Annotated in this window: 18 protein-coding genes; 11 read left to right on the forward strand and 7 right to left on the reverse strand. The window is 65.2% G+C overall.

Annotated features, from left to right (window positions below; genetic code table 11):
• From ACE5C1_RS00460 to ACE5C1_RS00475, 4 genes are all read left to right on the forward strand, one after another.
• The coding region (locus ACE5C1_RS00460; protein WP_374942098.1) for a ribonucleotide-diphosphate reductase subunit beta at positions 1-657 on the forward strand (657 nt) is incomplete at its 5' end.
• A gap of 106 nt (positions 658-763) precedes the next feature.
• Positions 764-1,267 carry a Panacea domain-containing protein gene (locus tag ACE5C1_RS00465; RefSeq protein ID WP_374942099.1) on the forward strand — a complete coding sequence of 168 codons (504 nt, stop codon included), beginning with the start codon at positions 764-766 and terminating at the stop codon, positions 1,265-1,267.
• A gap of 10 nt (positions 1,268-1,277) precedes the next feature.
• Positions 1,278-1,967 carry a hypothetical protein gene (locus ACE5C1_RS00470; protein ID WP_374942100.1) on the forward strand — a complete coding sequence of 230 codons (690 nt, stop codon included), beginning with the start codon at positions 1,278-1,280 and terminating at the stop codon, positions 1,965-1,967.
• A gap of 18 nt (positions 1,968-1,985) precedes the next feature.
• Complete coding sequence (locus ACE5C1_RS00475; protein ID WP_374942101.1) at positions 1,986-2,627, forward strand: MT-A70 family methyltransferase; 642 nt, start codon at positions 1,986-1,988, stop codon at positions 2,625-2,627.
• Position 2,628: 1 nt separating this feature from the next.
• Here the strand turns inward: ACE5C1_RS00475 and ACE5C1_RS00480 are convergent, their stop codons facing one another.
• Positions 2,629-3,273, reverse strand: a complete 645-nt coding sequence (locus ACE5C1_RS00480; protein ID WP_374942102.1) for a BglII/BstYI family type II restriction endonuclease — start codon at positions 3,271-3,273, stop codon at positions 2,629-2,631.
• 99 nt (positions 3,274-3,372) lie between these two features.
• On the opposite strand from ACE5C1_RS00480, the gene ACE5C1_RS00485 reads away from it, so the two are divergent.
• Positions 3,373-4,014, forward strand: coding sequence for a hypothetical protein (locus ACE5C1_RS00485; RefSeq protein ID WP_374942103.1), 642 nt, complete (start codon positions 3,373-3,375; stop codon positions 4,012-4,014).
• Positions 4,015-4,164: 150 nt separating this feature from the next.
• Here the strand turns inward: ACE5C1_RS00485 and ACE5C1_RS00490 are convergent, their stop codons facing one another.
• The 3 genes from ACE5C1_RS00490 to ACE5C1_RS00500 are packed head-to-tail and all read right to left on the reverse strand — an operon-like array spanning position 4,165 to position 5,112.
• A complete protein-coding gene (locus ACE5C1_RS00490) occupies positions 4,165-4,452 on the reverse strand; it encodes an HNH endonuclease (protein WP_374942115.1) in 288 nt (95 codons plus the stop codon).
• Between the two features lie 52 nt (positions 4,453-4,504).
• Positions 4,505-4,747 carry a hypothetical protein gene (locus ACE5C1_RS00495; protein WP_374942104.1) on the reverse strand — a complete coding sequence of 81 codons (243 nt, stop codon included), beginning with the start codon at positions 4,745-4,747 and terminating at the stop codon, positions 4,505-4,507.
• On the reverse strand, positions 4,744-5,112 hold the full coding sequence (locus tag ACE5C1_RS00500; RefSeq protein ID WP_374942105.1) for a DNA primase: 369 nt from the start codon (positions 5,110-5,112) through the stop codon (positions 4,744-4,746). The genes ACE5C1_RS00495 and ACE5C1_RS00500 overlap by 4 nt, the downstream gene beginning before the upstream one ends.
• Positions 5,113-5,280: 168 nt before the next feature.
• On the opposite strand from ACE5C1_RS00500, the gene ACE5C1_RS00505 reads away from it, so the two are divergent.
• Together ACE5C1_RS00505 and ACE5C1_RS00510 are read left to right on the forward strand one after the other, a co-directional pair.
• The gene (locus ACE5C1_RS00505) at positions 5,281-5,715 is read left to right on the forward strand and encodes a hypothetical protein (RefSeq protein WP_374942106.1); all 435 of its coding nucleotides are present in this window, start codon (positions 5,281-5,283) and stop codon (positions 5,713-5,715) included.
• 75 nt (positions 5,716-5,790) lie between these two features.
• The gene (locus ACE5C1_RS00510; protein ID WP_374942107.1) at positions 5,791-6,747 is read left to right on the forward strand and encodes an isopenicillin N synthase family dioxygenase; all 957 of its coding nucleotides are present in this window, start codon (positions 5,791-5,793) and stop codon (positions 6,745-6,747) included.
• Positions 6,748-6,834: 87 nt separating this feature from the next.
• On the opposite strand, the gene ACE5C1_RS00515 is transcribed toward ACE5C1_RS00510, so the two are convergent.
• Positions 6,835-8,946 (reverse strand): hypothetical protein, encoded by a 2,112-nt coding sequence (locus ACE5C1_RS00515; protein WP_374942108.1) that lies wholly within the window; start codon positions 8,944-8,946, stop codon positions 6,835-6,837.
• A gap of 671 nt (positions 8,947-9,617) precedes the next feature.
• Positions 9,618-10,397 (reverse strand): crotonase/enoyl-CoA hydratase family protein, encoded by a 780-nt coding sequence (locus ACE5C1_RS00520; RefSeq protein ID WP_374942109.1) that lies wholly within the window; start codon positions 10,395-10,397, stop codon positions 9,618-9,620.
• A gap of 60 nt (positions 10,398-10,457) precedes the next feature.
• Between ACE5C1_RS00520 and ACE5C1_RS00525 the strand changes: the two genes are divergently transcribed.
• Positions 10,458-10,874: a PaaI family thioesterase gene (locus tag ACE5C1_RS00525; RefSeq protein ID WP_374942110.1), complete on the forward strand. Its 417-nt coding sequence runs from the start codon at positions 10,458-10,460 to the stop codon at positions 10,872-10,874.
• 2 nt (positions 10,875-10,876) lie between these two features.
• A complete protein-coding gene (locus tag ACE5C1_RS00530; RefSeq protein WP_374942111.1) occupies positions 10,877-11,254 on the forward strand; it encodes a PaaI family thioesterase in 378 nt (125 codons plus the stop codon).
• Here ACE5C1_RS00530 and ACE5C1_RS00535 read toward each other — a convergent pair.
• The gene (locus ACE5C1_RS00535) at positions 11,251-12,513 is read right to left on the reverse strand and encodes a PQQ-dependent sugar dehydrogenase (RefSeq protein ID WP_374942112.1); all 1,263 of its coding nucleotides are present in this window, start codon (positions 12,511-12,513) and stop codon (positions 11,251-11,253) included. The two genes, ACE5C1_RS00530 and ACE5C1_RS00535, sit on opposite strands and share 4 nt — an antisense overlap.
• A 163-nt stretch (positions 12,514-12,676) precedes the next feature.
• Here ACE5C1_RS00535 and rimP point away from each other — a divergent pair, with 163 nt between their 5' ends.
• Complete coding sequence (gene rimP / locus ACE5C1_RS00540) at positions 12,677-13,255, forward strand: ribosome maturation protein RimP (protein WP_374942113.1); 579 nt, start codon at positions 12,677-12,679, stop codon at positions 13,253-13,255.
• Positions 13,255-13,902 (forward strand): transcription termination/antitermination protein NusA (locus ACE5C1_RS00545; protein ID WP_374942114.1); only part of this gene is annotated, 648 nt, incomplete at its 3' end. The genes rimP and ACE5C1_RS00545, both read left to right, overlap by 1 nt.

A 13,902-nucleotide genomic window follows, 5' to 3' on the forward strand; every position in this document is an offset into this window, starting at 1 on the left:
TACATGCAGAACTTCGGCGTCGACAACGATCAGGACATCGCGCGCACGCTCGCGATGTTCGGCGGCTTCACCGAAGGCGTCCAGCTCTTCGCCAGCTTTGCCATGCTGATGAACTTCCCGCGCTTCAACAAGATGAAGGGCATGGGCCAGATCGTCACCTGGTCGATCCGCGACGAAAGCCTGCACTGCGAGGGCATCATCAAGATGTTCCACACCTTCTGCCACGAGCGTCAGTGCCTGACCAAGGCGGTCAAGGACGACATCGCCGACGTCTGCCAGACGACGATCCGGCTGGAGGACAATTTCATCGACCTGGCGTTCGAGATGGGCCCGGTCCACGGCATGACCCCCAAGGAGATCAAGAAGTACATCCGCTTCATCGCCGACTGGCGGATGAACCAATTGGGGCTGAAGCCGATCTACATGATCGACGAACACCCCCTCCCCTGGCTCGCGCCGATGCTGAACGGCGTCGAACACGCCAATTTCTTCGAACAGCGCGCGACCGAATATTCGAAGGCCGCGACCAAGGGCCAGTGGAACGACGTCTGGGACTCGTTCGACAAGCGCCAGAAGGCGAAGCTGGGGCGACCCGCGGCGAATGAGGATTTGGGGGAAGCGGACATGTTCGCGGCGGCTGGGGTTGCGGCGGAGTGAGGTTCCCACGCCGGACGCCATGTGATACGGAACGAATGTGGAACCATGCCTTACCTGCTTATCTCAGAAGGACCGCACGGTTATCGCCGCAAGCGAGTTCTCAGCCATGTATGACGTTCGCGACGTAGCTAATTTCATTCTCGAAGCCGCCGAACGAAGAGGTATATCTGTAACAAATCTGGCTCTACAAAAGCTACTATATTTTGCTCATGGTTGGTTCTTTGCTACACTAGACAGGCCCTTGCTGAAGAATAAATTTGAAGCTTGGCAATATGGCCCGGTCCAACGAGTCTTGTACGATCAATTCAAGCAGCACAAGAACCGGCCGTTAAATGGTGTTCGAGCACGTCACTTGGATCCCCTCACAGGGGAGTACATAGTGAGAGAACCGAACATTGATCGGACTGATTCTGACCTTATACTATCAGTTCTAGATTGGTATGGAAAATACACGGCATCACAGCTTGTTGACGAGTCTCACGTCGAGGACGGACCTTGGGAATATGTGTGGCAGCAGGCGGAAGACTCGATATATCCAGGAATGAGAATACCGGATGAGTTAATCCTAATGCATTTCAAGCGTCTACCTTCTTTTATATCCAGTCATTAAGGAGACTTACGTGAAGCGCCGTGTTAACCTGCTAGATGCATCTCGGATGACGGCGACGACGTCGGGAGAGACCACGCGGCGTGTAAGCACATATTTCGGCGAAGGCGGGCCTTTTTCGTATCAGAAAGTACGTAAACTGACGCCAGCGCTTCTGTCTGCGACTCTACCGTATGAAGTTATTACGGCTGGACTAGAGAAGATTAAGCTGGACGTTGCGAGAAATTCTAATACGAAAGTTGCAGAACTTCTATGGGAATGCACACGTTTTCGAGGACGTCACTTTTATCCGTTAGATGAGGTTTCGTACGCTGTTGATCGAGAATTTAATATCTCCCTCAAACCTGAAACAGTCTGCGCTGTTGATGGTTTGCCGAACTTAATATTCCTTCAACCAAGGAAATATCCAACGCTCTGGCCGTACAATCCAGCCTTCATGCGGCGCGTGTTGGAAGATGCTTATATTCCAGATTATTACGAGAACGCGCGATTCTGGCTTGTAGATACGGAGGCGCGCGAGGGGGGCGACCGACACATGACATTGGTCGATCTCCAATCTGTCGCACCGATGAATGATCGCGAGTTTATCCGTAGAATGGCGTCCTTACGGGCGGCTTGGCGGTTGTACCTTCGTACGCCGCGACCCAAGAAGGATCGTCCCACGAAGCCTGATGATCGCCAATCAGACTTCGGGTTCGAATAGCGCAGTACATCAGACGACATGTCTTCAGTAGACGCCCACATCGACCTCCTCGCCACCGCGTGCGGCAAGCGGTTCGGTACGATTCTCGCCGATCCGCCGTGGCAGTTCCAGAACCGCACGGGTAAAGTCGCGCCCGAGCACAAGCGGCTCAACCGCTACGGCACCATGACGCTCGACGACATTTGCGCGTTACCGGTTGCCGACATCGTCGACGATCCCTCGCACCTATACCTCTGGGTGCCCAACGCGCTGCTGCCCGAGGGGCTGCGGGTCATGGAAGCGTGGGGTTTTCGCTACATCTCAAACATCGTCTGGCACAAGATACGCAAGGATGGCGGCTCGGACGGGCGCGGGGTCGGTTTCTACTTCCGCAACGTCACCGAACTGCTGCTGTTCGGCGTCCGCGGCAAGAACGCCCGCACGCTTGCGCCCGGCCGCAGCCAGGTCAATCTGATGGGCACCCGCAAGCGCGAACACAGCCGCAAGCCCGACGAGCAATACGACATCATCGAATCGTGCAGCTGGGGTCCCCGCCTGGAACTGTTCAGCCGCGGCACCCGGCCGGGGTGGACCGTCTGGGGCAACCAGGCCGACGACGATTACAAGCCGACATGGGACACCTACGCCCACAACAGCGCAATCCCACAAGCGGCGGAATAGCTTATTCCTCCGGCGGCATCGCGGCCGCGGCGTTCAGTTGACCCGGCGTTGGCGGGCCATCATCGACGTACAGGTCCGGTTTGATCGCGAACGTCAGCACCGGGCAGCCGCCCCCGCCGCCGCCTTCGATCCGCGGCTTCAACTTGTCACGGTGCGTGGTCGAAGCGCCATAGGACGCACCCTTGCCGAGCGACTTGAAAATCGCCTGAAGCTCGCTGCCGCGCGTGACGATCACGCCCACGTCGATCGCCCGTAGGTCGAACAGCAGACGAAAGTTATTGAGATCGCGGTCGAAGAATGGATCCTTGTTGTTCCACTCGACTTCCAAAGCAACCCGCCCCTTCAAGCAGTCGATCTTGTGCGTCGGACTCTCGAAGGTCTCGTCATCGAGCTTGATGGCCGTCCGAAACTGCTTCTCCTTCCAACCGAGCGCGTAGAAGCCGCCGTCGATCTGGCGCGAAATCGGCGATTTGCCGCCGCCCGCCGCTTGGACCTCCGAACGCAGCAGCCGAAAGCCGCGCAGCACCTGGATAATCTCGGCCCATTCCGCAGGGCATGCCGTAGCGAGCACGCCCGCAGCGTTGCGCCATTCATCGACGTGGTAGAGCTGGCGAAGGTCGTCGGGGACGAGATGGATCGTGGACACGCCCCTGAATGAACGGCGGGCGGTCGATTGGCAACAAACACGCTGTCCTACAGCCCCAACCCCCTATAACTGGTCCGGCTCCAACAACAGGAGCCTCCCATGAAACCCTCCCGTAACGCTGCCGGCGAGTCCTCGATCGATCCGTACGAATATTGGGCGGACGGTCTGTCCCGCAACGATCCCGATCACGATCCGAACCCCGGCAACCCCCGCATCAAGCCCGATCGCGAACCCGTCGTCGCGCTGCGCCGCCGCAAGGACGGCTGGACCGCCGAGCGACAGGGCCTGTTCCTCAACACGCTCGCCAACACCGGCAGCGTCGCGCATGCCGCCGAGGCCGCGGAGATCACGCCACGCTCTGCCTATCGCCTGCGCAACCATCCCGCGGGCACCGCCTTCGCCCGCGCCTGGAAAGCCGCGCTGATGACTGCGGCCAACCGCCTGACCGCGGTCGCCTTCGAGCGCGCGATCACCGGCACGCCGCGCACGATCTGGAAGGACAATCGCATCATCGCGGAGACCAGCATCCCGTCCGACCGGATGCTGATGTTCCTGCTTCGTCACCTTCACCCGGCCATGTTCGGCGACGCGGCCGATCAGCAGGGGCGCGCCGCGGCGATCGGCGCGATGGCGGGCAGCTTTCCGGCGGCGATGGCGGCGCTGGTCGACACCGATGTGGAGGCCGATCTGCTCGACGTCAACGACTATCTCCCCGCGCCGCCGCACGAGCACCGGGCCTGAGCGCACCCGTGTAGGATGCGACGTTCCAGTGACCTTCCGCGCACGCGCACAGCATGGACGAAGGCGACCGGGAAGGAGGCGGATGGCGACAAATCGGCCGGCACGGCAGGTATGACCCCTCCGCCGCGCGCCTTACCAGCCGCCGCCCGGTCAACGCCCCCGCCGCACCGGCGCATGGAAGTCGGCGGGCTTGCCCGCCACCCAGCGCAGGAAGCGCGCGATATCCTCGCGCGCCCTCAGCGCCCCGAGATCGGCGTAATCCCGCGCCAGCTCGGCATTGCCGACGCTCGCGTGGATCGTGCGGTGGCAGATCGGGTGGACGGGTGCGGTCTCGCGCCCGCCCTCGCTCCTGGGCACGACATGGTGCCACTCCACCTTTGCGCCGAGCGGCCGGTCGCACAAGGCGCAGGCGACGTCGGCTGGAGGGCGCACGGCCATCGCCGCGGCCGCCGCCAGCCCCGCCTTGCGCTTCACCCGTCCGCCCACCGGCCTACCGCGACTGCCCCGCCGCCACTTTGGCCTTGGAAGCAGGCCGCTGCCCGCGCGCTACCGCATAATTGGCGATGTCGTCCTGCGCCCGCGCCGCCGCGGCATTGACGTCGACCGGAGGCGCGGTCGCGTCGGGGTTCGAACAACCGAGCAGCGCAGCGCACGTCGAAACGCCGGCCAGCGTGCGCAGCGGCCCCTCCCAACCCGCGTGCGGCGGAACCCCCGGCCGCACCGGGGCCGTCATGGCCGCAGCGCCACGTCGTCCGCGTCGTCGAGATTGTCGTCATCGGCATCGTCGCCGTCGGCATCCTTGCCGACCGCATCGGCATCGAATTCGTCCTGCACGTCGTCCTCGTCCAGATCGTCCTCGTCGGCGTCGACCTCGGCGGAGGCCTCGCCGACCTCTTCGGAATCCATGTCGAGCTCGTCGATCGGCTCGTCCTCGGCATCGTCGCCGCCCAGGTCGGGATCGAGATCGGTCAGGATCAGCCCGTCGGTCGGCCCGTTGCGCGTCGCCTCCAGGATTTCGGCGCGCTGGCTCTCGTCATAGCCTTCCTCGTCATAGCCGTCGTCGCCCGATCCCATGCCCGGTATCTGATGTCCGCCCATCGCAAACCTCCGTGGTCGGCCGCAGGGGTTGCGGCCATGTGCCGAAGCGAACGGCGACGGCCCCGCGGCGGTTCCGTCGCCGCGGCCGGGGATGCGCGTCGCTTGCTCCTGCTCCCCATCCGTATTACACCGTCTTACCTGACCATCACACCCGCCGGAGACCGCCCGATGCTGCGCCCGATCCTCCTCGCCACGCTCGCGCTCCAGCTCGGCGCCTGCGACAGCAATCGCGGCGACGGCACGTCGGTCACCATCAACCGCAACAATAACGCCGGCGACGGCAACGCCGCCGCCGCGATCGACGGCAAGTCCGGCGCGGTGAAGATCGACCTGCCCGGCTTCAAGGGCGAGTTCACCCTGCCCAAGATCAAGCTCGACGCGGACAATTTCGATCTGAACGGCGTCCACATCGCTTTCTCCAGCCCGGCCGCGCCCGCCACCGTCCGCGACTGGTTCCTCGGCCGCCTCAAGACCGCGGGCTTCACCCTCCACAGCGAAGGCGATGCGATCGTCGGCCAGGACGAGGACAAGAAGCCCTTCCGCATGGAGCTCACCCCCAAGGGCGCGGATCGGTCCGCCGGAACGATCGTCATCGGCACCTGAGCGCACGGCCGAACCTTTGCGTCGCCGCTCACGCGCGCCTATGTCGGGCTTCCATCATCGAAGCGGACCGGTCCCATGCTCGACACGCCCTTGGCCCAGGTGCCCACGCTCAGCCTCGCCGCCCAGGCGAGCGATCCGGCGGGGTTCGCGGCGGATTTCGGTGCGTCGTTTCAGCGCTACGGCTTCGCCATCGTCGCCGACCACGGCGTGCCCCTGCCGCTGATCGACCGCGCGTGGGAGGAGACCGCGGCGCTGTTCGCGCTCCCCGACGCGGAAAAGCGCGGCTATCACACCCTCGGCGGCGGCGGCGCGCGCGGCTACACCCCCTTCAAGACCGAGATCGCCAAGGGCGCGAGCGCGGTCGACCTCAAGGAATTCTGGCACATCGGCCGCGAGCTTTCCGCAGGCCACCGCTACGCCGACCGCATGGCGCCCAACGTCTGGCCCGCGCGTCCCGAGGGGTTCCGGGACACCTTCCTCGATCTCTTCACCGCCTTCGACCGCGCCGGCGACAAGCTGCTCTCGGCCATCGCCCGCTACCTGGGCCTCGCCCCCGACTGGTTCGACCCCGCGGTCAAGGACGGCAACAGCGTCCTGCGCCTCCTCCACTATCCCCCGATCGCGCAGGATGCCGAAGGCGTCCGCGCCGGCGCGCACGAGGACATCAACCTCATCACTCTGCTGCTCGGCGCCGAGGAGGCGGGCCTGGAGCTGCTCGACCGCCAGACCGGCCAATGGATGGCGATCCGCCCGCCCGAAGGCGCGATGGTGGTCAACGTCGGCGACATGCTCCAGCGCCTCACCAACCACGTCCTCCCCTCGACAACCCACCGCGTCGTCAACCCGCCGCCCGAGCGCCGCGGCCACTCGCGCTATTCGATGCCCTTCTTTCTCCACCCCGCCCCCGATTTCCCGATCGAAACGTTGCCGGGGACGATCACCCCGGACAACCCGAACCGCTACCCGACCCCGATCACCGCGCACGATTACCTTCACCAGCGGCTCGTTGAGATCGGGCTCATCGAGAAATAGGGCGCGAGCCCCTCCATCGTCGCCCCGGGCTCGACCCGGGACCCCGCTTCTTCTTCTTGACCGCCCGTGGCGGACGTCGCAGGCGGATTACCTTGGCAGAAAGCCAAGATCGAACACCATCGGCCGCAGCTTGGCGCCGAGCGCGGCATAGGCTGCCTTGAACGGGTCGAAATCGGTCAGCTCGGTGTCGCCATAAGCTTCGAGCGACCGGCGGACCTGGTACCATCCGGCATCGGCGCGGTTCAGCTTGTATTCGTCGCGGATTTTGCGCGGGAAGCTCGTCGCATGATAGCGCGTCCACAGCGCGCGCCCTGCGTCGAGCACCGCCCGCGCTTCGGCCGAGAACGTCATGCCCGCCATGTAGCGGACCATGAAGTCGGACTCGAACCGCCCGCTCGCCCCGACCTCGCCTTCGGTAAACGGGATGAAGTGATTGACGAGGCTCCAGTCGCGGTCGTCCCAGCGCAAGTCATCGGCCCCGACGGTCAGGTTGCTGCCATTGAACAGCATCCAGACAAGACAGTCCGATTTGAACACATCGCTCAGCGGCTCCGACGGTTGCAGGAACTGGTCGCGGTCGTTGAGCCAGGTCGGCTTGATGAGGCGGCGGACGCTGAAGACGATGGCTGAACGGTCAAGGTTTTCGGGCAAAACATAGGATCCGCCGCCGTTCCTGCCAGTATAAATGGACGACGTCAGGCACGTCCCAGTAGCTGCGTTCTGCAAATCGTTGTTGCCTGCGAACAGGTACCCCAATGCCCCTTCGCACGACAGCTTCCTTCGTGGATTGCGGGAGACCGTAAGGGCGTTGGACAGCGGCAATGCTAAAGCGCCGCGCGCTTGCGGAGCAGATATCCAAGCATTCAGGAGTGAAGAGGTTGGGCGTACTGCATACATCTTTTCGCCAAACAACGCGCCGCTCCTATCGAGCGCAACCGTCGCGATGTCCCGAATGGTCTCAGGCCGGCCTTGATCCCAGATCAGGAACCCGATGGGGAAGTCGCCGTTGAGACCATCGAACGCGCGACTATGGACAAGAAAGCCGTCCAAATATGTCGCTCGCCAAATCCCACGAAACGGTTCGAAGTTTGGCGCATTCACATATTTGAGGGTGCTAAACATCGCGAGCATCGAATTCGGTAACTCCTGTCCGATGCGAATCAAGAACTGCACGAACAACTCCTTGCTGGCGTAACCCAGGTTCATCTCGCGCATGAGGTTGTTGATGCGAGTCTTCTCGACTCCGATCTTGTTTTCGTCACCTTTGACGATGCCCGACCCGCTCTCCGCATAAGGCGGGTTGATCAGCACCAGAACGGGCTTTGCCCCTTCCTTGCCCGCCTTCGCGTCGGCGATCGCCTGGCGCAGCGCCATCGGAACCTTGTTCGTCAGCGCATAGTCGATCTCGCCGAAGTCGGTGACGTCGTCGTTGAGATAGTCGTACTGGAACATCTCCGCGCCGACGCAGATCCGGTTCGCGCGCATGATGTCGATATCTTGGCTGTCCAGCGTCGACATGAACACGTTGCGGTAATTGCTGTGCTTGACCTCCAGATTGCCGACCCCGCAGCACATGTCCCAGACGATGTAGCGGTCCTGCCAGTTCGGCCCAAGGGTGGCGACCAGCTGCTCATAGGCTTTGTCGACGATGTGCAGCGGGGTATAGAACGCACCCTTGAACTTCTGCTCGTCGAGGGGAAGCAGGCTGTCGCGCCGTTCGAGCAGCCAGCGCCGGTGCCTCTCCTCGGGCGGACGCAGGTAGATCGCCCAGAAATCGCGGTAGGACCGCAGGTTCTTCACGACGAGCAGGCTGGTCGAACCGCGCAGGAAAAAGGCAGGCCTGCCGTCCTGCGTGACCAGATTGGCGCCAACCGACGCATAGGCGGACTGGTTGCCGTCGTGCATGATGTCGGTGAAGAACAACGTGGCGTAGTCGACCGGATTGGCGACATCGAGCTCGCTGCCGATCATGGCGACCCATTTGTCGAACACCTGACGCAGATTGTCGGGCGTGATCGGCGTCCGGATGATCTCGCCGTCGCGGATCGCCGCGGTGATCGCCGCGCAGAACTGGTCGGCGAGGCTGGCGATGGGATAGGTCGTGAACCGGTCGCCGATATACGGCGCGAGTCGGCCGGCCAGCTCCTTACCCGCCGCCGATCCGGACGCCGGCCATACGACGGTCGCGTCGTCGAGCACGGGCAGCGCGTCCCGCGTCTCCAGGATCGCGCCCTTCTCCCGATCGATGACCGCCAGGAACGCCGGGATCGGCTCGCCGCGCAGCTTGGCCGCGCGGACATAGACCAGCAATTGGGCGAACATGATCAGCGGCGCGGTGGGCGCTTCCTTGGCTTCGAACCAGACCTTGTCGGTCTGGATGTCGACGAGCCCCTTGAAATACTCCCGGAGGTCGAGGGCCGCGATATAGGCGTCCTTGACGTCTTCCTCGGTCTTCGCCCGCGCCAGGGCCGTCGACAAACTCACCGGATTTTTCTCCCACCGCGAACGTGCCCGCTATGAACGCCTCCGGTCGAATGCGTAAGCCTGTCCTACAGACTGCAAGATGTGCATGACCCTGTGCCATGCCGATCCGCCCTCCCCATCGCCGCTCCGCGCCCGGAAAGCAGCGGCAGCCTCGGGGCATCCAACGACCAGCATCCACGTGTCAACCAGTGTCAACGTCCGCTTGCCGGCGCCTTGCCAAACTGCACACCGGCACCCGCCGCGTTGCGACGTTGCCCCCGAAATCCACGCGTCAACCAGTGTCAACGTCAGCCGCCACGGGCGTCGCCAAGCCGCGCGCCGGCACCCGCAACGCCAACACGTTGACACCCACGTCCACGCGTCAACCGGTGTCAACGTCTCGGCCTTTAGCCGCTGAAAATGGCCGTTCTTTTTTCCATGTTTGCCCGCACCTGCTCGATCTGGTCGGGCGTCCGGATCACCTTGAGCTGCTCGTCGGTCTCCGCCTGCAACACCGCCGCGGCATCGCCGTCGGCGGCCAGATTGTACAACCGCTTGGCGCCGCGGATCGCATCGGGGCTGCGCCCGGCGATCGTCCGCGCCAGCGCCATCGCCTCGGCCAGCGGATCGTCGGCCAGCCGGGTGACGAAGCCCAGTCGCTCGGCCTCCGCCGCGTCGAACTCGCGCGCGGTGTAGGTCAGCTCACGCAACATGTCGTCGCGCGCCAGCGTTCGCCACAGCGCGATGCCGGCCATGTCGGGCACCAGCCCCCAGTAACTCTCGCGAATCGCGAAGCGCGCGTCGGCGCGCGCGATGCGGATGTCGGCGCCCGACATGATCTGGAACCCGCCGCCGAACGCGACCCCGTGGACCGCGGCGATCACCGGCATCGGCAGCGTCCGCCAGCCCCACGCCACCTGCTGCACGGTATTGGCGGCGCCGTGCGTCCGCGCCGGGTCGAGCCCCGATCCGCCCCCCGCCATCGACGCCATGTCGAGCCCCGCGCAGAACGCCCGCCCCTCGCCCGACAGCACGACGCAGCGCACGTCGCGCATCGCCGCCAGCCGGTCGATCGCATCGACGATCCCGTCGAACATCGCCGGATCGAGCGCATTCATCTTGTCGGCGCGGTTCAGCCGCACGTCGGCGACGCCGTCCGCCACGGCGATGGTCACGCGGTCGTTCATCGATCCTCTCCTGCAACCGTGCCATGTTGCACGCCGCGGCGCGCATGGTAAGCGCCCGCAATGGGTTTCGATGTCGAACGCTTCTCGCGCCACCGCTTCGGCGGACATGGCGGCCGGCTCGGGCTCGGCTATCATGCTCACGGCCCCGATTGGGTCGAGATGGTCCTGCCGTGGTCCGCCGACCTGATCGGCGACGTGGAGGGGCAGGTCCTCGCCTCGGGCCCGATCATCGCGCTGATGGACGTCGCGACCAGCATCGCGGTGTGGGCCAAGCGCGACGCCTTCGTCCCCCACGCAACGCTCGACCTGCGCGTCGACTATCTCCGTCCGGCACGCACCGGCCAGGCGGTGATCGGCCGCGGCGAATGCTACCGCATAACTCGCGCCATCGCCTTCATCCGTGGCCAAGCGCACGACGGCGATCCCGGCGATCCGGTCGCCCACGTCGCCGGCACCTACATGACGCTGGACGCGTGAGCATGACGCTGCCCCCCTACGCCGGCGTCCTCGGCGTCGCGATAGAGGCGGGAGACGGCGCGCCGGTCCTCGCCATGCCCTTCGGCGACGACGTCCTGGGCCGCCCCGGTTTCCTCCACGGCGGCGCGATCGCCGGGCTGCTGGAGATGGCCGCGATCGCCGCGCTCGACCATGCACTGACGGCCGAAGGCGGTGGCCGGATCAAGCCGATCAACGTGACGGTCGACTTCATGCGCGGCGGCCGCGACAAGCCCACCCGCGCCGCGGGCGTGGTCACTCGGCTGGGAACCCGCGTCGCCAACGTCGAGGCGACCGCCTGGCAGGACGACCCAGCCAAGCCGATCGCCGCCGCGCGCATGAACTATCTGCTCGTCCGCTAGGGCTTGGGCGTCAGCCGCAGCAGCCGCCCGTTCGATCCGCGCGCGCCGTCCTCCAGCAGCCAGATGGCGCCGTCCGGCGCCTGCGCCACGTCGCGAATCCGCGCGCCGAAGTCCCAGAACTCGGCCGGGCTGGCCTTAGCGCCGTTCAGCGTGACCCGGATCAGCCCCGCGGTCGACATCGCCCCGACGAACAGCGATCCGCGATACTGCGGGAACATGGCGCCGGTGTAGAGCATCATGCTCGACGGCGAGATCGACGGGTTCCACCACAAGGTGGGCGCGGCAAGGTCCGGACGGCTGGGATGGTCGGGGATCGGCTGCCCGGAATAATTGTCGCCGTTTGACACGATCGGCCAGCCGTAATTGCGACCCGGTTCGATCAAATTGATCTCGTCGCCGCCCTTGGGACCCATCTCGACCTCCCACAGCCGGCCGCCGGGCGCGAAGACCAGGCCGTAGGGGTTGCGATGCCCGCTCGACCAGATATCGCTTAGCTGCCCCGGCTCGGCCGGATTGCCCGGTGCGGGGCGCCCGTCGAGTGTCAGGCGGACGATCTTGCCGAGCAATTGCTGCGGGTCCTGCGCGGGCGTGAACCGCTGCCGCTCCCCCGAGCCCAGGAACAGGAACCGGCCGTCGGGGGAAAACGCGATGCTCGCGCCGAACTGCCCGCCGGGGCCGTTCGATCCCGACCGCCAGATCACCGCGGCTTGGCTCAGCGCCGCCTGCGGCGGGCACGGCGCGCTGACGCACTGGACCTGGCGCAACGTCAGCGTCCCGCGCGCGAGCGCCAACGCCGATCCGCCCTGCCCTGCTTCGGCAAACGTCCAATAGACGACGTGGCTTCGCGCGAAATCGGGCGCAGGCGCGACATCGAGCAGCCCGCCCTGCCCCCCTGCGGCCACCGCGGGAACGCCCGCCACTTCGGCAACGCTGCCATCGGCGGTGCGCAGCTTCATGCGCCCCACCTTCTCGGTCACCAGCAGGTCGCCACCGGGCAGGAACGCCATTGCGAAGGGCGCGTCGAACTGCCCGATCGGCGCGATGGCGAACGGCGGCGCCGACTGATGGCGGTTCGCGTGGCCCGCGGCCGCAGGAACGTTGCGGATCGCGGGATCGAGCGGCGCATTGGCGGGAACGGGCTGAGTCGCCGACGCCGGCTGCGGCGGCACATCGGGGGTCATAGCGCGATCCGCTTGCGGCTGGGCGGAGCAGGCGGGTCCGGCAAGCAGGACTGCGGCGGCAAAGGCGACGGTCTTCATCCCTGCCATACCCGGGAACCACCGACCTTGTTCCCCACCAGCGCACTTGTGCCCCGCGACCGTTGGGCGTATATCGCGCTCGCATTCTCTTACATCGTCAGGTGAAAGAGGCTGCGGGGCCTGCCCCGCGGCGCGCCTCCTGCTTGCTTACACGGATATTCACTTGACCGACCTCGCCCTCCTCCACCGCCTGATCGAACCCGAAGCGAACGCGCTCGGCTTCGACCTGGTGCGCGTGCGGATGCAGGGTGGCAAGGGCGATCCGACCTTGCAGGTGATGGCCGAGCGCCCCGACACGCGTCAGCTCACCATCGACGATTGCACCGGACTCTCGCACCGCATCTCCGACCTGCTCGACGCGCTGGAGGCCGAGGGCCGCGACCCGATCGACGAGGCTTATCGCCTCGAAGTGTCGTCGCCCGGCATCGACCGCCCGCTGACCCGGCTCAAGGACTTCGCGGACTGGCAGGGGCACGAGGCGCGCATCCGCCTGGTCGAGCCGGTCGACGGGCGCAAGCAGTTGACCGGCAATCTGGCGGGCGTAGAGGGCGAGACGATCTCGGTCGACTTGGGGCAGCACGGCATGGCGACGGTCGGGTTCGCCGACGTTGGCGACGCCAAACTGGTGATGACCGACCGCCTGCTCGCCGCCACCGCGCCCCTTTCGGCCGAAGGCGCGGACGAGTTCGAAGACCTGGAAGACGATGCGTCCGACGAGACGCGAGTAGAGGAACAGCACTGATGGCAACCGCAGCTACCGCCGCCACAGCCACCGCCAACCGCGCGGAACTGATCGCGATCGCCAACTCGGTCGCGACAGAGAAGATGATCGACCGCGGCATCGTCATCGAGGCGATGGAGGACGCGATCCAGCGCGCTGCCAAGTCGCGTTACGGCGCCGAGAACGACATCCGCGCCAAGCTCGATCCGCAGACCGGCGACCTCCGCCTGTGGCGCGTCGTCGAGGTGGTCGAGGGCGTCGACGATTATTTCAAGCAGGTCGACCTCGCTCAGGCGCAAAAGCTCCAGAAGGGCGCGGTCACTGGCGACTATATCGTCGATCCACTGCCCCCGATCGAGTTCGGCCGCATCGCCGCGCAGGCCGCCAAGCAAGTGATCTTCCAGAAGGTCCGCGACGCCGAGCGCGAGCGTCAGTATGAGGAATTCAAGGACCGCGCCGGCGAGATCATCACCGGCGTCGTCAAGCGCGTCGAGTTCGGCCACGTCGTCGTCGACCTCGGCCGCGCGGAAGGCGTCATCCGCCGCGACGCGCAGATCCCGCGCGAAGTGGTGCGCGTCAACGATCGCATCCGCAGCCTGATCTTCAAGGTCGTTCGCGAGAACCGTGGCCCCCAGATCTTTCTCAGCCGCGCGCACCCCGATTTCATG

The organism is Sphingomonas sp. (assembly GCF_964263785.1).
Lineage (GTDB): Bacteria > Pseudomonadota > Alphaproteobacteria > Sphingomonadales > Sphingomonadaceae > Sphingomonas.

Coding starts and splice junctions, on each gene's coding strand:
- ACE5C1_RS00500 (WP_374942105.1), bottom strand. CDS start 5,112: ATGGGCGGACATCAGATACCGGGCATGGGATCGGGCGACGACGGCTAT.
- ACE5C1_RS00535 (WP_374942112.1), bottom strand. CDS start 12,513: ATGAAGACCGTCGCCTTTGCCGCCGCAGTCCTGCTTGCCGGACCCGCC.
- ACE5C1_RS00495 (WP_374942104.1), bottom strand. CDS start 4,747: ATGACGGCCCCGGTGCGGCCGGGGGTTCCGCCGCACGCGGGTTGGGAG.
- ACE5C1_RS00530 (WP_374942111.1), top strand. CDS start 10,877: ATGACGCTGCCCCCCTACGCCGGCGTCCTCGGCGTCGCGATAGAGGCG.
- ACE5C1_RS00475 (WP_374942101.1), top strand. CDS start 1,986: ATGTCTTCAGTAGACGCCCACATCGACCTCCTCGCCACCGCGTGCGGC.
- ACE5C1_RS00485 (WP_374942103.1), top strand. CDS start 3,373: ATGAAACCCTCCCGTAACGCTGCCGGCGAGTCCTCGATCGATCCGTAC.
- ACE5C1_RS00505 (WP_374942106.1), top strand. CDS start 5,281: ATGCTGCGCCCGATCCTCCTCGCCACGCTCGCGCTCCAGCTCGGCGCC.
- ACE5C1_RS00520 (WP_374942109.1), bottom strand. CDS start 10,397: ATGAACGACCGCGTGACCATCGCCGTGGCGGACGGCGTCGCCGACGTG.
- ACE5C1_RS00465 (WP_374942099.1), top strand. CDS start 764: ATGTATGACGTTCGCGACGTAGCTAATTTCATTCTCGAAGCCGCCGAA.
- ACE5C1_RS00490 (WP_374942115.1), bottom strand. CDS start 4,452: ATGGCCGTGCGCCCTCCAGCCGACGTCGCCTGCGCCTTGTGCGACCGG.
- ACE5C1_RS00525 (WP_374942110.1), top strand. CDS start 10,458: ATGGGTTTCGATGTCGAACGCTTCTCGCGCCACCGCTTCGGCGGACAT.
- ACE5C1_RS00510 (WP_374942107.1), top strand. CDS start 5,791: ATGCTCGACACGCCCTTGGCCCAGGTGCCCACGCTCAGCCTCGCCGCC.